This window comes from Variovorax sp. GW823-FHT04B03 (assembly GCF_058796495.1).
In genome coordinates, this window is the sequence record NZ_JBXAIT010000002.1 from 296137 (window position 1) to 314486 (window position 18350).

The 18350-nt window shown below is 68.8% G+C and carries 17 protein-coding genes; 13 read left to right on the top strand and 4 right to left on the bottom strand.

What is annotated here, in order from left to right; genetic code table 11:
- Positions 1–6: 6 nt before the first annotated feature.
- Positions 7–2037 (bottom strand): sensor histidine kinase, encoded by a 2031-nt coding sequence (locus tag AC1RAD_RS10135; protein WP_492734694.1) that lies wholly within the window; start codon positions 2035–2037, stop codon positions 7–9.
- 98 nt (positions 2038–2135) lie between these two features.
- Here AC1RAD_RS10135 and AC1RAD_RS10140 point away from each other — a divergent pair, with 98 nt between their 5' ends.
- The 9 genes from AC1RAD_RS10140 (at position 2136) to AC1RAD_RS10180 (ending at position 10061) form a co-directional block, all read left to right on the top strand.
- Complete coding sequence (locus AC1RAD_RS10140) at positions 2136–2828, top strand: response regulator transcription factor (RefSeq protein ID WP_062472505.1); 693 nt, start codon at positions 2136–2138, stop codon at positions 2826–2828.
- A 107-nt stretch (positions 2829–2935) separates the two neighbouring features.
- On the top strand, positions 2936–3256 hold the full coding sequence (locus AC1RAD_RS10145) for a hypothetical protein (RefSeq protein ID WP_139705889.1): 321 nt from the start codon (positions 2936–2938) through the stop codon (positions 3254–3256).
- 255 nt (positions 3257–3511) lie between these two features.
- Positions 3512–5290, top strand: coding sequence for a nitrite/sulfite reductase (locus tag AC1RAD_RS10150; RefSeq protein ID WP_307692958.1), 1779 nt, complete (start codon positions 3512–3514; stop codon positions 5288–5290).
- Positions 5287–5682 carry a DUF934 domain-containing protein gene (locus AC1RAD_RS10155; protein WP_492734695.1) on the top strand — a complete coding sequence of 132 codons (396 nt, stop codon included), beginning with the start codon at positions 5287–5289 and terminating at the stop codon, positions 5680–5682. Before AC1RAD_RS10150 ends, AC1RAD_RS10155 begins: the two co-directional genes overlap by 4 nt.
- Before the next feature lie 17 nt (positions 5683–5699).
- Complete coding sequence (locus AC1RAD_RS10160) at positions 5700–6332, top strand: phosphoadenosine phosphosulfate reductase domain-containing protein (protein WP_139706772.1); 633 nt, start codon at positions 5700–5702, stop codon at positions 6330–6332.
- Between the two features lie 31 nt (positions 6333–6363).
- A complete protein-coding gene (gene cysD, locus AC1RAD_RS10165; protein WP_062472495.1) occupies positions 6364–7317 on the top strand; it encodes a sulfate adenylyltransferase subunit CysD in 954 nt (317 codons plus the stop codon).
- Entirely contained in the window at positions 7317–8654 is a 1338-nt protein-coding gene (locus AC1RAD_RS10170) for a sulfate adenylyltransferase subunit 1 (protein ID WP_062472493.1), read from the top strand. Before cysD ends, AC1RAD_RS10170 begins: the two co-directional genes overlap by 1 nt.
- Before the next feature lie 43 nt (positions 8655–8697).
- Entirely contained in the window at positions 8698–9027 is a 330-nt protein-coding gene (gene fdxA / locus AC1RAD_RS10175) for a ferredoxin FdxA (protein ID WP_062472491.1), read from the top strand.
- The gene (locus AC1RAD_RS10180) at positions 8985–10061 is read left to right on the top strand and encodes an NAD(P)/FAD-dependent oxidoreductase (protein ID WP_492734696.1); all 1077 of its coding nucleotides are present in this window, start codon (positions 8985–8987) and stop codon (positions 10059–10061) included. Before fdxA ends, AC1RAD_RS10180 begins: the two co-directional genes overlap by 43 nt.
- On the opposite strand, the gene AC1RAD_RS10185 is transcribed toward AC1RAD_RS10180, so the two are convergent.
- Positions 10048–11349, bottom strand: a complete 1302-nt coding sequence (locus AC1RAD_RS10185; protein ID WP_492734697.1) for an aspartate aminotransferase family protein — start codon at positions 11347–11349, stop codon at positions 10048–10050. The genes AC1RAD_RS10180 and AC1RAD_RS10185 overlap by 14 nt on opposite strands.
- 115 nt (positions 11350–11464) lie before the next feature.
- On the opposite strand from AC1RAD_RS10185, the gene AC1RAD_RS10190 reads away from it, so the two are divergent.
- The gene (locus tag AC1RAD_RS10190; protein ID WP_492734698.1) at positions 11465–12205 is read left to right on the top strand and encodes a TetR/AcrR family transcriptional regulator; all 741 of its coding nucleotides are present in this window, start codon (positions 11465–11467) and stop codon (positions 12203–12205) included.
- Here AC1RAD_RS10190 and AC1RAD_RS10195 read toward each other — a convergent pair.
- Positions 12189–13106 (bottom strand): LysR family transcriptional regulator, encoded by a 918-nt coding sequence (locus AC1RAD_RS10195; RefSeq protein ID WP_159271637.1) that lies wholly within the window; start codon positions 13104–13106, stop codon positions 12189–12191. The genes AC1RAD_RS10190 and AC1RAD_RS10195 overlap by 17 nt on opposite strands.
- Positions 13107–13190: 84 nt before the next feature.
- Here AC1RAD_RS10195 and AC1RAD_RS10200 point away from each other — a divergent pair, with 84 nt between their 5' ends.
- Genes AC1RAD_RS10200 through AC1RAD_RS10210 form a run of 3 tightly spaced genes read left to right on the top strand, consistent with a single transcriptional unit; the run spans position 13191 to position 16425 of the window.
- Positions 13191–14222 carry a Bug family tripartite tricarboxylate transporter substrate binding protein gene (locus AC1RAD_RS10200; RefSeq protein ID WP_492696997.1) on the top strand — a complete coding sequence of 344 codons (1032 nt, stop codon included), beginning with the start codon at positions 13191–13193 and terminating at the stop codon, positions 14220–14222.
- Complete coding sequence (locus AC1RAD_RS10205) at positions 14219–15445, top strand: Rieske 2Fe-2S domain-containing protein (RefSeq protein ID WP_492734699.1); 1227 nt, start codon at positions 14219–14221, stop codon at positions 15443–15445. Before AC1RAD_RS10200 ends, AC1RAD_RS10205 begins: the two co-directional genes overlap by 4 nt.
- Positions 15442–16425 carry a PDR/VanB family oxidoreductase gene (locus AC1RAD_RS10210; protein ID WP_492734700.1) on the top strand — a complete coding sequence of 328 codons (984 nt, stop codon included), beginning with the start codon at positions 15442–15444 and terminating at the stop codon, positions 16423–16425. Before AC1RAD_RS10205 ends, AC1RAD_RS10210 begins: the two co-directional genes overlap by 4 nt.
- Here AC1RAD_RS10210 and AC1RAD_RS10215 read toward each other — a convergent pair.
- Positions 16399–17436 (bottom strand): adenylate/guanylate cyclase domain-containing protein, encoded by a 1038-nt coding sequence (locus AC1RAD_RS10215; RefSeq protein WP_492735228.1) that lies wholly within the window; start codon positions 17434–17436, stop codon positions 16399–16401. The genes AC1RAD_RS10210 and AC1RAD_RS10215 overlap by 27 nt on opposite strands.
- Positions 17437–18350 lie beyond the last annotated feature (914 nt).

The following is an 18350-nucleotide window of genomic DNA, read 5'->3' on the forward strand; positions in this document are numbered from 1 at the left end:
ACCTTCTCAAGGCAATGCGAGGCTGAAGCGCACGTGACCGTCCTGCCCGGCGCTGTCGAGCCGGGCCCGGCCCCGGTGCAACTCGGCGATCTGGTGCACGAGGTACAGGCCGAGGCCAGCGCCCGGTGACCGCGCCGCCTGGCGGCCACGGAAGTACTTCTCGAACAGCCGCGGCACCTCGTCGTGCGGAATCGCGTCGCCGGGGTTGCTCACGCGGATGTTCAGGCCGCCCTCCCCATCCGGTCCCGCCGGCACCACGTCGAGCACGATGGCCCGGCCCGCCGGCGTGTGGCGATCGGCGTTGGCCAGCAGGTTGCGCAGCGCCACGCGCAGCAGCCCGGGGTCGCACACCAGCTGCGGCGGCAGATGGCTGCCCTGCCACACGACGCGGCCGTCGGGCCAGTCGGCCACCAGGTCCTCGAACAGCTCCAGCAACTCGTCGCGCTCGCAAGGGCGCGGTTGGAATGGCGTCTGGCCGGCTTCCATGCGATCGGAGGTCAAGTACTCGTCGACCAGCGCGGTCATGCGCTGCGCGGCAGCGCGCAGGTTCAGGCAGCGTGCCAGGGTCTTCTCGCGCGCGGCATCGAGGTTCTTGGCGATCTGCTGCGCGGTGGTGTGGATGATGGCCAGCGGCGTGCGGAACTCGTGCGACACCATGGCGACGAAGTCCACCTGCGACTGCTTGGCGCGGCGCTCGGTTTCCAGCGCCGCGCGCAGGTCGACCTCGAGGCGCTGGCGCTGCTCGATCTCGCCGCGCAGGTCGGCCGTGCGCTTGCGCACCTCGTCTTCCAGCCGGTCGTTCTGGCGCCCGACCACGTGCACCAGGCGCGCCTGCGCGGCTTCCTTCTCGCGGCGCAGCTGGTCGTAGCGGCGGTTCAGCCGCATGCTCATGAGCAGCAGGTGCAGCAGCGTGCCCACGGCGGTCGCGTTGTCGGTCCAGGCGCCGGCCGGCAGCCAGCCCTGGTTGCGCAGGAAGCTCACCATCACGCCCACGTAGTAGATGCCGAAGATGACGAGAAAGGCCCGCGCCTGGCCCTGGTCGCGCGGCAGCAACCACAGCGCGGCGGCGATCAGGTAGACGATGCACAGCATCGCCGTCCCCTGCACCGCCTGCATGGCCAGGCCATTGGCGCCGGCCAGCACCAGCGCCACCGCGATGGCGCTCACGAGGCCCACCACGCGCACCGCCACGCGGGTGAAGCGCGGCCACTGCACGTCGGTGCCCAGCTGCATGCCGGCGAAGCGGATGCCGATGGCCACGCCGGCGCAGATCGACAGGCTCAGCAGCAGGTCGGACAGCCGCGCGGGCATGGCCAGCAGCTGCTGCGGCAGCCCGGCCGTCAGGAACTCGACCAGCAGCGCGTTCGCCACATAGACCAGGTACCAGGCGCTCAGGCGCTCGCGCGTCATCTGCCAGAACAGCGTGTGAAAGGCGAGCAGCATCAGGCCGAATCCGAAGCCCAGGCCGTAGAAGAGGTACTCGCGCCGCGCGGTGCCCGCGTAGACCTCGGGCGCGGCGAAGCCGATGGTGGTCGACATGGCATTGCGCGACTGCAGGCGCAGCAGCAGCGGCGTGGGTTCGGTGCTTTCCAGCGTGAGCGGCAGTTGCACGTTGCGTGCGTCGACGGGCCAGTGCTCGCGGCCGATGTCTTCGCCCGAGTGCACGGCCAGCTGCCAGCGGCCGGTGTCGTCCCGGCGGTACAGCCGCACGTCGTCGAGCAGCGCGTTCCTGAACTGCGCCAGCCACCGCTGCTGCGGTGCGTCGGCCGGGCGCTGCACCTCGAGCTTGATCCACACGGCGTCGCGCGTGAAGCCCGCATTCACGGCCCCGGGCAAGGCCTTCCAGCCCGGGGCGGCGGCGGCTTCGTCAGCGCTGAGGCGCCCTTCGGGGTCTCGCAGCATCGACAACTGGCCGTGGCTGTCGACGCTCGCCGACGGATTCAGCCGCAGCACCCCTGCGGTGGCCGAGGCAGAAAAGAGAAGGCCCAGCACGGCAAGACAACCGCACCGCCACAGGCACCGAGCAAGGCGTTTCATGGGCGCGGATTATCGAGGCCGCACCTAGAATCTGCGCGCCCTTCGCCGCGCTTAGAAACGCTCAGATTCCCTCGGCCACCAGCCCCTACCCTGTTCCCATGCGTGATGTGATCCTGCTGGAAGATGAAGCCGTGCTGCGCGAAGAGTTGAGCGAGTTCCTGACCGGCAGCGGCTACCGGGTCGATGCCGAGGCGTCGCTCGAAGGCTTCCACCGCACCTACGACCCGGCCCGCCACGGCATCGCGCTGGTCGACCTCGGGCTGCCTGACGGCGATGGCCTGTCGCTGATCCGCGAGCTGCGCGAACGCGGCGAGCGCCTGGGCATCGTCGTGCTGACGGCGCGCGGCGGCGCGCGCGACCGCGTGACGGGGTTGGACATCGGCGCCGACTACTACCTGTCCAAGACCACCGACCTCGATGAACTGGCGGCCACGCTGGCGGCGCTGTCGCGGCGCCTGGGCGACTCGCCCGCCGCGCTGCCGGCCGACGCCTGGGTGCTGGAGCTGGGCCCGCGCCGGCTGTCGCCGCCGGGCTTTGCGCCCATTGCGCTGTCGGAACAGGACCTCACGGTGCTGCACGAGCTGATGCGCAGCGCCGGCGAGATCGCCAGCCGCCAGCAGATCGTGCAGGCCCTGGGCGAGCACTACCTGAGCTACGACCAGCGCCGCCTCGACACCCAGATCCGCCGCCTGCGGCGCAAGGTCAGCGAGGCCACGGGGCTGGTGCTGCCGATCAACACGGCGCGCAACGCCGGCTACCGCTTCCACGCCAAGACGCTCATCCGGCGCTAGTCCACAGCGGATCGGGCGCCGCTGCGGCGCTCAGAAACGCTCAGTTTCATTTCGATACCCGCCGCTAATCTGCGGCACAGGCAGCGACTTGAGGCACGGATGAAGGCATGAGCGATCTCGCCAGGACAACTTCTTATGTGGTCCCCTACGTGGTCCACGTCAAAGGCCAGAACTTCACTTTGAAGGATGTCATGGTGGCCGCGGACATCTACCGGCTGCGGATCGAGGAGCAGATCGGCGATCCGCTGCGGGTGGTGAAGTGCTTCCAGGCCTGGTCGAAGGAGCGCCACCACGGCATCGAGCACCTGAACCGGACCGAAGCCCGGCTGGCCCGGGAATGGCTCAATGCGCAACATCAGGCCGACAAGGCCGCCCGGCAGCTGCTGAGCTCGCCGCAGACCCTCGGCTTCGACTTCAAGCTGCGGTAGGCGCCCTGCGCGGGTGCCCCCGGGTTCCTAGAATCCAGCGTCCGGCGACCCCGCGCCGGCCGTCGCGCCTTATCCGGAATAAGCAACCAACCGCCTCGCAACCCGCATGGATGCTGGTGAATAAGCTTATCCGCATAAGACGCGAACCAAAAAATAGTTTGTTTCCATAAGGCGGGCTTTCAGAATCCGGGGCTTCTTGCTGGGGCGCCCCCGTTGTACGTGCGGCACCGCACTTCTTCAAGACACATACGCACGATGTACCAATACACAGAATTCGACCGCCAGTTCGTTCACCAACGCGCTGCCCAGTTCCGAGACCAGCTCGAGCGCTGGCAAAAGGGCCGCCTGCACGAGGACGAGTTCCGCCCCCTGCGCCTGCAAAACGGCTGGTACGTGCAGCGCTACGCGCCGATGCTGCGCGTGGCCGTGCCGTACGGCGAGCTGTCGAGCAAGCAGCTGCGCGTGCTGGCCCGCATCGCCCGCGAATACGACGAGCCCGAGGCCGAGGTCTACCGCAAGGCCATCGAGACCCAGGGCCTGCTCGGCAGCCACAAGCTGCCCACCCACTACGCCCACTTCACGACGCGCCAGAACGTCCAGTACAACTGGATTCCGCTGGCCAAGTCGGCCGACGTGATGGACCTGCTGGCTTCGGTCGACATGCACGGCATCCAGACCAGCGGCAACTGCATCCGCAACATCACGAGCGACGAGCGCGCCGGCATTGCGGTCGACGAGATCGCCGACCCGCGCCCCTTCGCGGAAATCATGCGCCAGTGGAGCACGCTGCACCCCGAGTTCGCCTTCCTGCCGCGCAAGTTCAAGATCGCCATCACCGGCGCCACCGAAGACCGCGCCGCCACCGGCTGGCACGACGTGGGCCTGCACGTGGTGAAGAACGAAGCGGGCGACATCGGTTTCCGCGTGCAGGTGGGTGGCGGCATGGGCCGCACGCCCATCATCGGCACCGTGCTGCGCGAGTTCCTGCCCTGGCAGCAGATCATGAATTACCTCGAAGCGGTGATCAGGGTCTACAACCGCTACGGCCGCCGCGACAACATCTACAAGGCGCGCATCAAGATCCTGGTGAAGGCCGAAGGCCAGCGCTACATCGACGACGTCGAGGCCGAGTACAAGCAGATCCTCGAGCACGACGGCGCACCGCACACCATCACGCAGGAAGAGTACGACCGCGTGGCCGCCTCCTTCGTGCCGCCGACGCTGGCCACCCGCGTGCTGCAAAGCGCCGAGAAGACCGACGCCGAGCTGCGCGCCCACGCCGCCGACGACGTCATGTTCGCCCGCTGGCTGGCCCGCAACGTCGACGCCCACAAGAACCCCGCGCTGCGCGCCGTGACGCTGTCGTTCAAGCGCCTGAAGCAGGCGCCCGGCGACGCCTCGGGCGACCAGCTCGACACCATCGCCGAGCTGGCCGACCGCTTCTCGGCCGGTGAAGCCCGCGTGACGCACGACCAGAACGTGGTGCTGCCCTGGGTGCACGCCGAAGACCTGCACGCGCTGTGGCTCGCCGCCCGCGCCGCCGGTTTCGCCAGCGCCAACGTGCAGCTGCTGACCGACATGATCGCCTGCCCCGGCGGCGACTTCTGCGCGCTGGCCAACGCCCGCTCCATTCCCATCGCCGAAGCCATCACCGAGCGCTACCAGGACCTCGACGAGCTCGACGACCTGGGCGAGATCGACCTGCACATCAGCGGCTGCATCAACTCGTGCGGCCACCACCACAGCGGCCACATCGGCATCCTGGGTGTCGACAAGGACGGCAAGGAGTGGTACCAGGTCACCCTCGGCGGCTCCGACGGCTCCGCGCTCAGCGGCGCGCCGCAGGCCGGCAAGGTGGTCGGCCCCTCGTTCTCGGCAGCCGAAGTGCCCGGCGTGATCGAGGCCGTGCTCACCACGTACCGCGACACCCGCGCCAACGGCGAGACCTTCATCGACACCCTGCGCCGCGTGGGCCACGACCCGTTCAAGGCCGCAGCCAACGGTGCGCGATTCAAGGTGGAGGAAGCAGCATGAAAAAGACTCTGAATATTCTTTCCGCCGAAGAACACATCGACGACGGCGACCCGAAGGTCCTGCAACTGGCCAACGACGCCGACCCGCTCGCCATCGAGGTGTGCCTGGCCGACATCGAGCGCATCGACCTGAACTTTCCGAAGTTCACCGACGGTCGCGCCTACAGCCAGGCCTTTCTGCTGCGCCGCCGCCTCGGCTTCACGGGCGACATCCGCGCCACCGGCGACGTGCTGATCGACCAGCTGGTGCAGATGGAACGCACCGGCTTCTCCAGCGCCGTGCTCAAGGAAGGCGTGGACGCCTCCGACGCACAGCGCCAGTTCGACCGCTTCGCCACGTTCTACCAGGGCGATGCGGTGAAGACCGTGCCGCACTTCGTCGCCGGCGCCTGAGCAGACAAGAGAGCCCCATGAGCATCGCCACCGACATCGACTTCGCACGCATCAACACCGAACTCGGCCGCAACGCCGAGGGCCTGGTGGACTGGGCCGTCGGCCTGGGCCAGCCCGCGATCATCACCACCAACTTCCGCCCCTTCGAGGCCGTGATCCTGCACATGGTCACGCGCGCCAAGCGGGACGTGCCGGTGGTCTGGATGGACAACGGCTACAACACCGAGGCCACCTACCGTTTTGCCGACGAGGTGACGAAGCTCCTGGGCCTGGACTTGCACATCTACCTGCCGCGCCGCTCGCGCGCGCACCGCGAAGCGGTCGAAGGCGCCACGCCGGCGCTGGACGATCCGCGCCATGCCGCCTTCACCGAAGAAGTGAAGCTGGAGCCCTTTGCCCGCGCGCTGCGCGAGACCGCGCCCAAGGTCTGGTTCACCGCGCTGCGGGCCACCGACACGGCCGTGCGCGCGCAGATGGACCCGGTCAGCGTGAACCCGGACGGCCTGATCAAGGTCGCGCCGCTGCTGCACTGGTCGTCCAAGGACCTGTACGAATACTGCGAAGCCAACGGCCTGCCCAACAACTTCGACTACGTGGACCCGACCAAGGGCGAGGACAACCGCGAATGCGGCTTGCACCTGTCGCACTGAACGATCGCTCTCCGCCTCCAGGACCCATCCGATGAACGCCCGTACCGAAGCCGACCTGCTGCAGCCGCCCATGCATTCACCCGCGAACCTGTCCAACACGCACCTCGACGCGCTGGAAGAAGAAACCATTTTCATCCTGCGCGAAGTGGCTGCCGCCTTCGAGCGCCCCACCCTGCTGTTCTCGGGCGGCAAGGACTCGCTGGTGCTGCTCAAGTGCGCCGAAAAAGCCTTCGGCGTCGGCCGCATTCCCTACCCGCTGCTGATGATCGACACCGGCCACAACTTCCCTGAAGTGACGGCCTACCGCGACCAGCGTGCGAAAGAACTGGGCGCCGAACTCATCGTGCGCAGCGTCGAAGACTCGATGAAGCGCGGCACCGTGCGCCTGGCCCATCCCGGCGAGTCGCGCAACGCGCACCAGTCGGTGACGCTGCTCGAGGCGATCGAAGAATTCCGCTTCGACGCGCTGATCGGCGGCGCCCGCCGCGACGAGGAAAAGGCCCGCGCCAAGGAGCGCATCTTTTCGCACCGCGACAGCTTCGGCCAGTGGCAACCCAAGGACCAGCGCCCCGAGCTGTGGACGCTGTTCAACACGCGCCTGGCTCCTGGCGAGCACTTCCGCGTGTTCCCGATCTCGAACTGGACCGAGCTCGACGTGTGGCAATACATCGAGCGCGAGAACGTCGGCCTGCCGTCGATCTACTACACGCACAAGCGCGAAGTGGTCGAGCGCCGCGGCCTGCTGGTGCCCGTGACCGAACTCACGCCGCCGCGCGACGGCGAGACCGTGCAGGTGCGCGACGTGCGCTTTCGCACCGTGGGCGACATCACGACCACCTGCCCGGTCGAGAGCCTGGCTGCGGGTGCGGGCGACGTGGTGCTGGAGACGCTGTCGGTCGACGTCAGCGAGCGCGGCGCCACGCGCATGGACGACATGACCTCCGAAGCTTCGATGGAAAAACGCAAGAAAGACGGTTACTTCTGATGAGCGCAACGATCGCAACCCCCGCCACGTCCGACGTCCACGGCGACACCGGCACCGCCCTGCGCTTCATCACCTGCGGCTCGGTCGATGACGGCAAGAGCACGCTCATCGGCCGCCTGCTGGTCGACAGCAAGACCGTGCTGCAGGACCAGCTGGCCGGCGTGCAGCGCGGCGGCGAAACCGACCTGGCCCTGCTGACCGACGGCCTCTCGGCCGAGCGCGAGCAAGGCATCACGATCGACGTGGCCTACCGCTACTTCTCGACCGCCAAGCGCAAGTTCATCATCGGCGACGCGCCGGGCCATGAGCAGTACACGCGCAACATGGTCACGGCCGTCTCGGCCGCCGACGCGGCCGTGGTGCTGGTCGATGCCACCAAGCTGGCCTGGGCCGCCGAGGTCGAAGACGGCACCGTGGTCAAGCGCGAGCTGCTGCCGCAGACGCGCCGCCACACGCTGCTGGCCCACCTGCTGCGCGTGCAGTCGATCGTGTTCGCGGTCAACAAGCTCGACGCCATCGACGACGCCGCCCTCGCCTTCGAGCGCATCTCGACCGCGCTGAACGCCTTTGCCGAAGCGGCCGGCGTGAAGGTCGCGGCCATCGTGCCGATCTCGGCCCTCAAGGGCTGGAACGTGGCCACGCGCCATGCCGACTGGGTCGGCTACGAAGGCCCGAGCCTGCTCGAGCTGCTCGAAGACCTGCCCGTGACTGCGCAGGACGAAGCCGTACCCTTTGCTTTCCCGGTGCAGTGGGTCGAGAAGTTCTCGGCCTCGGCCGACACCTCGCAGGGCCGCCGCGTGTTCTGGGGCCGCGTCGCCTCGGGCCACGTGGAGCCCGGCCAGCGCGTCACGGTGCTGCCCAGCAACCAGACCGCCACCGTGGCGCAGGTGCTGAGCCACACGCGCCAGCCGAAGACCGTGCATGCGGGCCACAGCGCCGGCATCGTGCTCGACCGCGAGCTCGACGTGTCGCGCGGCGACTGGCTGCTGGCGCCCGAGGCCTTCGAGCCCGTGCGCGAGATCACCGCCACCGTGGCCTGGCTCGATGACGAGCCGCTGGTTGCGGGCCGCGTGTACTGGGCGCTGCAGGGTCACCGCTGGGTCAAGGCCAAGGTGGCGCGCATCGTCGATCGCGTGAACATCACGACCCTCGAATCCGAGCCGGCGACCCAGCTGGAGGCCAATTCCATCGGCGATGTGGTGCTCGCGCTGCAGCAGCCGCTGGCCGTCCTGCCCTTCGCCCAATCGCGTGCGCTGGGGTCGCTGGTGCTGGTCGATACGGCCTCTCATCGCACCTCCGCCGCCGTGCTCGTGCAGCCGCCCGCCGCAAAGGCCTAAAATCTAGGGTTTTCCAGCCCCTTCTCCTGACGCTAAAAGACAAATGACCCACGTCGTCTCCGAAGCCTGCATCCGTTGCAAATACACCGACTGCGTGGACGTTTGCCCCGTCGACTGTTTCCGCGAAGGTCCCAACATGCTGGTGATCGACCCGGATGAATGCATCGACTGCGCCGTCTGCATCCCCGAATGCCCGGTCAATGCGATCTACGCCGAGGAAGACCTGCCGGCCGACCAGATCGCCTTCATCAAGCTGAACGCCGAGCTGGCCCTGGCCGACGGCTGGAAGAGCATCACCAAGCGCAAGCCCGCCCTGCCCGAAGCCGAGGAGTGGAAGGACAAGACGGGCAAGATCTCGGAGCTGGTGCGCTGAGCCAGGCGCCCGCACCGATCGAGACCGACGCGCTGATCATCGGCGCCGGTCCGGTCGGCCTGTTCCAGGCCTTCCAGCTGGGCCTGCTCGAGATTTCCTGCCACATCGTCGATGCGCTGCCCGCCGCGGGCGGCCAGTGCGTGGCGTTGTACGGCCACAAGCCGATCTACGACATTCCCGGCACCCCGGTCACCAGCGGGCGCGATCTGGCGCAGTCGCTGTTGCAGCAGGTGGCGCCTTTCAAGCCGCAATTCCACTTCGGCGAGCAGGTTTCTACCCTGGCCCGCCAGGCCGACGACCGTCTGCTGCTGACCACCTCGGCCGGCACCACCTTCCTCGCGAAGACCGTGTTCATCGCGGCCGGCGTCGGCGCCTTCGTGCCCAAGCGCATCGCGGTCGACGGCATCGCCCAATTCGAAGGCTCGACGCTGTTCTATCACCCCGATTCGCTCGACCGCTTCGCCGGCCAGACGGTCGTGGTCAACGGTGGCGACGACACCGCCCTCGAAACGGCCATCGCCCTCACGACCCTGGCCAAGCAGGTGACGCTGGTCCACCGGCGCGACGGTTTCCAGGCCGACGAGGCGAACGTGGCCGCCATGCGCGCCCTCGTGGCCGACGGCAAGCTGGCCTTCCGGGTCGGCCAGCCGAGCGCCTTCGATGGCCGGCAGCTGCAGATCACCACGCCCGACGCCACCACGGCCGAGCTGCCGCTCGACGCGCTGGTCGCCTGCCTGGGCATTTCGCCGCGCCTGGGCCCCATCGCCGACTGGGGCCTCGAGCTGGAGCGCAAGCAGGTGCCCGTCAACACCGAGAAGTACGAAACCCGCGAGCCCGGTGTGTTCGCGGTGGGCGACATCAACACCTACCCGGGCAAGAAGAAGCTCATCGTCTGCGGCTTCCACGAGGCCACGCTGGCGGCCTGGGGCGCTGCCGCGCGGGTGTTCCCCGGCAAGGCGATCCCGCTGCAGTACACGACCACCAGCACGCGCCTGCACGAGCTGCTGGGCGTGGCGGGCACTACCCCGCGCTGAGCAGCAGCGGCCGGTAGGCCTCGATGAAGCTGTCCACGGCGGCGACGTAGCGATCGATATCCTGCGCCGACAACGGCAGCGAGAGCACGACGAATCCACGCGGCGAGGTGTAGATCCCCTGGCTCAACAGGTGGAAGAACAGCAGCTGCCGCAAGCGCCCATCCACCGCCGCCAGGTCGGCCACGCGCCGCACCTCGCCCCGCAGGAAATGCGCATTCATGAGCGAGCCCACGCCGGTGAACTGCATCGCGACGCCTTCGCGTTCGCACAGCGCATTGAGCCGTGACCGCATCGCCTCGCCGCGCTCGGCCAATGCTGCTGCCGCCTCGGGCGTGAACAGCTGCGTGAGGCCCGCATAGCCGGCCGCCATCGTCATCACGTTGTTGTTGAAAGTGCCCGAGTGCGCGAGCGCCCCGGTGCGTGGGTCGAACTGCGCCATCACGTCCGCCCGTCCACCGAAGGCGCCGAAGGACATGCCGCCACCGATGTACTTGCCCAGCGTCGTGAGGTCGGATCGAATGCCCAGCCCGTTCGCCAGCCCGTGCGGCCCCAGCCGCGACGTCATCACCTCGTCGAAGACCGACAGCGCGCCGACCCGCGTGGCCCCATCACGCAATGCCTGCAGGAAGTCTCGCCGCCCCGGAATGCAGCCGCTCGCGCCCTGCATCGGCTCGACCAGGATGGCGGCGATGTCCGCACCGTGTTCGTCGATCTGCGCGCGCGCCGTGTCCGCGTCGTTGTAGGGCAGCACGAGGAAATCGAAGGGCACGGTGGTCGGCGACGGCTGGTCGCCGAAGCCGAGCACGCCGCCGTGATAACCGCCCGAGAACACCACGATCTTGCGCCGCCCCGTGAAGCGCAGCGCGGCCGTGAGCGCCATCAGGTTCGCCTCGGTGCCCGAGTTGGTGAAGCGCAGCTGCTCGACCTGCGGAAAGCGCTCGCAGATCGTCTGTGCGAGCCGACCTTCGAGCAGGTTGTGCCCCGTGAGGTTGATGCCGCCCTGCATCGCCTCGATGACCGCCTCGCGGATCTCGGGCGCCGAGTGGCCGTAGACGCCGGCCGTGTACTCGGCGATGAAGTCGGTGTAGCGATGGCCGTCCGCGTCCCAGAGCGCCGCACCCTCGCCCTTGGCGATGGTGAGCGGGAACGGTGCATAGAACAGCACCGATCGGCTGTTGGCGCCGGGCATGTAGCGCGTCTGTGCCTCGAAGCGGCGCAGGCTTTCGGGGTTGCCGTCGGTGAAGCGTTGATGGGCCTGGGCCAGGGCCTGATCGATGACGGTCGTCATGGGAGACATCCTTTGGGAATGGAACGTACCGGGAGCGTCCGGCCCATTTAATTGATCAATGCTCAATTAATAATATTTATACAATCAATTCACCCGTTGCACAATGGCCGCATCCATGAAGAAAAAAACCCCCGAGCCTCGCCCCCGGACGGCCGGCCGCCCTGCCGGCGGTGCGGCGCTGTCGAAGCAGCGCATCGCCGAAGCCGCGCTGGCGCACATCGACGCCTTCGGCCTCGGCGCCTTCAGCATGCGAGAGATCGCGGCGCAGCTCGGCGTGTACCCGGCCACCGTGCACTGGCATGTCAGCACGCGCGAGGCCCTGCTGGCCGAAGTCGCCGCCACGGTCATGGCGCAGGTCACGCCGCCCAAGGGCACGCTCGCCTGGCAGGACTGGATCGCCGAGCTGTTCCACCGCTGCCGCGCGGCGGTGCGGCAGCACCCGAACGTGGCGCAACTGCTCGGGGCGCAGCTGGTGTCCAACGGCAGCCTGCCGACCGAACTGGTCGAAGGCGTGTTGGCGGCGCTGACCGAGGCCGGCTTCGACGGCGAGCCGCTGCGCGAGGCCTACAACTGCGTGATCGCCGCGATGCTGGGCTTTCTGACGATGGAGTTTTCGCCCCTGCCTGCCGACAACACGCAGGCCTGGGCCGAAGAGCTGCGCGAGCGCGTCCACACGATCCGCCCGCTCGACCACCCCGTGCTTGCGCGCCACCTGCCGCAGCTGGCCAACAAGGCCTTCATCCTGCGCTGGGACAACGGCACCAGCGTGCCGCTCGACAGCAGCTTCGAGCGGCACATCCAGATCACGATCGACGGGTTGGAGGCTTTCGCGCGCAGGCTCAAGCCGGCGCAGTGAGCGCGATGCGCAGCAGCGCGTCTTTCAGCCACAGCACGCCCGCGTCGGAATTCGAGCGGCGGTTCCAGCAGACGACCGAGCGGTAGCCTGGCAGCTCGAAGGGCAGCGGGTGCACCGCGAGCCGATCGCGAAAGCGCTCGGCCACGCGCAGCGGCAGCACGGCCACATGGTCGGTCTGCGCCAGCAGGTCGACGATCTGGCCGAAGCTGGTCATCGCCACGCGCATGCTGCGCGTGCGCCCTTGCCGCGCCAGCACCTGGTCGATGAGGTCGTCGAGCGCCGAGCTGCCGTAGCCGAGGAACACATGCGGCGCTTCGCAGAACGCATCGAGCGTGGCCGCCTCGCCCAGCGTCGGATGGCCGCGCCGTACCGCGACCACGTAGCGGTCTTCGTACAGCAGCGCCGATTCGCAATCGCTCGGCGGCTGCAGGCGCGGCAGCACGGCCACGTCGAAGTCGCCCTTGCGCAGGCGCTCGGTGAGCGTGAGGAACGAGCTGGTCTCCCAGTGCAGGCGGATGCGCGAGCCGCAGGCCACGAGTTCGTTGGCGAGCGTCGGCAGCAGCAGGTGGCTCGCGTAGTCGCTGCCCGAGATGCGAAAGATGCGCTGCGACGACGCCGGCTCGAAGCCCTCGCCGGGCTCCAGCATCGCCGACAGGTCAGCCAGCACGCGCTCGACCTGACCGGCCAGCGCATGGGCGCGCGCGGTGGGCTCCACGCCGTGGGCCGTGCGCGTGAACAGCGGATCGTCGAAGGTGTCGCGCAGCCGGTTGAGCGAAGCGCTCACCGCCGGCTGGCTCAAGAAGAGCCGGGTCGCCGCGCGCGACACGCTGCGTTCGCGCATCAGGGCATCGAAGGTCCGCAGCATGCCGACATCGAGGCTGCGGATATCACGTTGGGCCATATCTCATATTCAAAGCTTCGAATTGCCCGCGGGGCAGGCTGTCCGTATCGTCCAGCGCACAAGTACAACACGACTGGAGACACGATGAATCGGTTCAGACCCTCGCCGCCCGAGGCACACGCGGCGAACAAGACGTGCACCACGCGCCGCCATGCACTCGGTGTGCTCGGTGCCGGCTTCGCGGCCCTCGCCGCAGGCCCGGCCTTCGCACAACCTGCGCCCTTTCCGAACCGCGTGGTGCGCATCGTGCCGTTCGGCTCGCCCGGCGGACCAATGGACGCCATCGCCCGCGTCTACGCCGAGAAGCTCAAGGCGCGCTGGAACCAGCCGGTGATCGTCGAAGCCCGTCCCGGCGCCAGCGGCACCATCGCGGCCGACGCCGTCGCCAAGGCCGCGCCCGACGGCTACACCGTGCTGCTCACGCTGCCGCTCACGCACATCAACAACGTGGTGCTGCAGCCCAAGCTGCCCTACGACCCGGTGAAAGACTTCGAGCCGCTGTCGCAACTGGCCACCGGCGGCCCGATGCTGATCGCCCGCGCCTCTGCGCCCTTCTCCACCGTGCGCGAATTCGTGGCCTACGCCAAGGCGCATCCCGGCGTTTCGTACGGCACCTGGGGCAACGGCTCCAACGCGCACCTGTTCGGCGAACTGCTGGCGCGCCAGAACCACATCGACCTCGTGCACGTGCCCTACAAGGCCGAGGCCGCCGCGCACAACGACATGTTCGGCGAGGCACTGGGCGTGGCCTGGGCCAACCCCGCGACCGCACGCGGCCTCGCACAAGCCGGGCGCATCAAGGTGCTGGGCATCACGGGCCGCCAGCGCGTGCGCTCGATGCCCAACGTGCCGACCTTCACCGAACAGGGCTTCGCAGGCTTCGACCTCGACAGCTGGATCGGCGTGTATGCGCCCGCCCGCACGCCGCAACCCGTGCTCGACGAATGGTCGCTCGCGCTGCGTGAGATCACGAAGCTGCCCGACATCCAGGAGCGGCTGGCCGGCTACGGCTTCGAGCCGCTGGGCAGCACGCCCGCCGAATTCCGTGCCGGCTACAAGGCCGACTTTCCCCGCGTGGCGGACCTGATCAAGGCCGCAGGAGTCACCCCCGAATGAGCGCCGTTGTCCCGCCCTCCGCCACCTCCGAGTGGCAACCCATCGCCTTCGACACCGGCACCGCCTACGGCCGCAAGGCGCCCAGCCACAAACCCGAGCTGACCGAGGTCGGCGCGGGCACGCCCATGGGCGAGCTGCTGCGCCGCTACTGGCACCCCATCGGCCTGGCCGCCGACGCCACCGACACGCCGCGCCAGGTGCGCGTGCTGGGCGAAGACCTCATCCTGTTCCGCGACAAGAAAGGCCGCGCGGGCCTCGTGCACTGGCGCTGCGCGCACCGCGGAGCGTCGCTCTACTACGGGCGCGTGGAAGAAGAAGGCATCCGCTGCTGCTACCACGGCTGGATGTTCGACGTGCAGGGCCACTGCGTCGACCAGCCCTGCGAACCCGATGGCGGTGCGCGCAGCCGCGGCCGCGTGCGCCAGCCCTGGTACCCGGTGCAGGAGCAGTACGGCCTGGTCTGGGCCTACCTCGGCCCGGCCGAGAAGAAGCCCGTGCTGCCACGCTACGACTGCCTCGAAACCATGGACGACGGCGAGACCCTGGAAGCCGACGGCAACAGCATCGGCGGCGGCGGGCCGCAGGTCATTCCCTGCAACTGGCTGCAGCACTACGAGAACGTGGCCGACCCCTTCCACGTGCCGGTGCTGCACGGCAGCTTCAGCGGCACGCAGTTCGTGGCGCTCATGGGGCAGATGCCCGACGTGAGCTTCGAGAGCACCGAGACCGGCGTGACGATCACCTCGATCCGCACGCTCGAGGACGGCAGCACCTTCCGCCGCGTGGCCGGCCCCGTGCTGCCGACGCTGCGCGTGGTGCCCAACCCGCGCGTGGCCGCCTACGGGCGCGTCGAATCGATCGGCTGGGTACTGCCGATCGACGACCACAGCTTTCGCATCTACACCGTCGGCCGCGTGAAAACCCCGGGCGATCTCGCCCGCGTGCGCTCGCGCCTGAACGGCAAGCTGTGGGAAGAGCTGAGCGAGGCCGAGCACCGCGCCTTCCCCGGCGACTACGAGGCGCAGGTGAGCCAAGGCGCCATCACCGCGCATTCGGAAGAGCACCTGGCCTCGTCCGACCGCGGCATCGTGATGCTGCGCCGGCTGCTGCAACGCCAGCTCGACGCGCTGCGCGAAGGCCGTGACCCGGCCGGCGTGAGCTTCGACCCCGCGGCGCCGCCCGTGCAGTTCGAGGCCGGCAACTTCCTCGTGCCCAAGGAATGAATGGCGTGTCGAGCGGCGCAGGCATCGCGGTGCGGGTGGCACGCAAGACGGTCGAGGCCGAAGGCGTGGCCGGCTTCAGGCTGGTACCCGTCGATGGCGAGCGCTTGCCGGCCTTCACGCCGGGCGCGCACATCGACGTCTCATTGCCCGGCGGGCTGGTGCGCCAGTATTCGCTGTGCAACGCATCGGCCCCTGACGGCGAGGGGCACTACGAGATCGGCGTGCTGCGCGACGCCGCCTCGCGCGGCGGCTCGCGGGCGATGCACGACGCCGTCCATGAGGGCTCGGTGTTGCAGATCGGCCCGCCACGCAACCTCTTTGCGCTCGACGAAAGCGCAACGCACAGCCTGCTGCTGGCCGGCGGCATCGGCGTGACGCCGCTGCTGTCGATGGCGCAGCGGCTGGCCACGCTGGGGGCCGACTTCGCGTTGCACTGCTGCAGCCGCTCGGCGGCGCGCGCGCCCTACCGGCGGCGGCTCGAAGACAGCGCGTTCGCGCACAAGGTGTTCTTTCACCACGACGACGGCCCGCCCGCACAGCACATCGATCTCGCGGCGACCCTCGGCCGTCCGGCGCCGGGCCGACACGTCTATGTCTGCGGCCCCTCGGGCTTTCTCGAGGCCGTGCGCACGACCGCACGCGCCCTGCATTGGGCGGACACGCAGGTGCACTTCGAGTCGTTCTCGGGCGCCGCAACGCCGGCTGACGGACAGGGCAGCTTCGAGGTCGAACTGCACCGCTCGCGCCGCATCGTCCACATCCCCGCGACGATGACGGTGCTGGACGCGCTCGCTGCCGAGGGCATCGAGATCCCGGTCTCGTGCGCGCAGGGCGTCTGCGGCACCTGCCTCACGCGCGTGCTCGCGGGCGAGGTCGCTCACCACGACCTCTACCTGACACCCGCCGAGCAGGCGGCCAACGACTGCTTCCTGCCCTGCTGCTCGCGGGCTCGCTCACCGAGGCTGGTGCTCGACCTCTAGCAACTCGTAAAGCACCATCCGCGTCTGCCGCCCGCGCAGTTCCACTTGCTTCTCGATGCGCCGCGTGGCCAGGCGCCCGCCCAGGCCTTCGAAGGTCGCCTCGGACATCAGCGTGCGCGTGCCCAGCTGTTTGTTGGTGCCCTCGATGCGGCTGGCCGCGTTGATCACGTCGCCCAGCGCCGTGTACGACAGCCGGTCGCTCGAGCCGAGCACCCCGGCGATCACGACGCCGGTGTGCATGCCGATGCGCGTGCGAAAGGGCTGCAGGCCCTCGGCCTGCCAGCGGCGGTTGAGCTCGGTCATCTCGGCGTGCAGTTCGAGCGAGGCCGCGCAAGCGCGGTACTCTGCGTCGGGCAGGTCGGTGGGCGCGCCCCACAGCACCATGATGCCGTCGCCCATGAACTTGTCGATCACGCCGCCGTGGCGCGCGAACACGCGGGTCGCGAGGTTGAAGTAGTCGGTCAGCTGCCGCATCAGCACGTCGGCCGGCATCGATTCCGCGATGGCCGTGAACCCTTCCACGTCAGTGAACATCGCGGTGATGCGGCGCGGCGACCCGTTGGGTTCGAGGGCATGCCCCTCGGCGATGAGCTGGCGGATCACGTCCACCGGCACGAACTTGCGAAAGGCCTGCAGGCTGCGCGCGGATTCGTCCAGCGCCTGGTTCAGGTGCTGGATCTCGAGCACGCGGCTCGACTCGCGCGGCAGGTCGTCGAGCTCCAGCCGCCCGATGCGCCGCGCCGTGCGCGAGAGGCTTTCGATCGGCGCGGTCACCAGCTTCGATAGGCGCAGCGAAATGAAGAGCGCGATCGCCAGGAACGCCAGCACCAGCAGCAGCGACCACAGCACGTTGCGATGCAGCGCACCCAGCAGCGCCTCTTCGGGCTCCCAGCTCACCAGATGCCAGTCGGTGGCCGGAATGCGCGAGGTCTGCACCTGGTAGTGCATGCCCTCGTGCACGAGCGCAAAAGCCATGTCCTCGGTCCAGCCGCGGCTGCCGTTGGCCAGCATGAGGGTGTGCAGCGCACCGAGCACGCCCTCGTCCGGGTCTTCGAGCACGCGCACGGAATGCGGGTGGTCGCTGCGCGCGATCACGTGGTGGTCGGCACTCAACAGCGCGCTGTGGCCGTGGCCCGTGCCGCCGAACAGGCGCACGAGATTGGAGAGATGCCCCAGCGACACGCTGGCGACCGCCACGATCGTCTGCGTGACGCCCTCCTCGTCCTGCCGCCGGCTCGGCCGCGCGTGGCTCACGCCCAGCTCCTTCATCGAGGGCAGCACGAAGGGCGCGGTCCACACGGCGCGCTGCGCCTTCTCGGCCTGCGTGAACCAGTCCTGGTGCACCGGGTCGTCCTCGCTGCGAAAGGCCTCGATGTGCGTCGTCTCGTAGCGCCGCCGCGGGTCTTCGTCGCCGTCGCTGTCGGGCGGCGACTTGTACTCCCAGGTCTCGGTGGTGAAGTCTTTCTCGCGCAGCACCTGCCGCACCACCGGCGCGGGGTGGCGCATGGCCATCAAAAAATGGCCGTCGTCGCTGCCCACGCCGATGCTGTCGATTTCGGGCGTCTGCTCCAGCGCGGCCCAGAGCAGCTCGGCGGTCTGCTCGCCGTCGTGGCCCGCCGGGTGCAGGTCGGGCGTGTGGGCGATGGCGCGCACCAGGCCCTCGGTCTTCGCGAGAAAGGCAAGGATGTTGTCTTCGACGCGGTCGTGGTTGACCTTGTGCGCCGACTCGCCCACCTTCGACACCAGCTTCTCCGCCCCCCAGTAGCCGAAGGCCACCAGCAGCAGCGACTGCAGCAGCGCGACCGCGCAGATGATGGTGCCGACATCGACCCGGAAGCGCCGCAGCCGCGCGTGGGGTGCGGGCGATGAGGCCGGTGGTTCCGGGTGCTTGCGGTCGTCTGTCATGTGCGGGGAGCCTCCAGGGC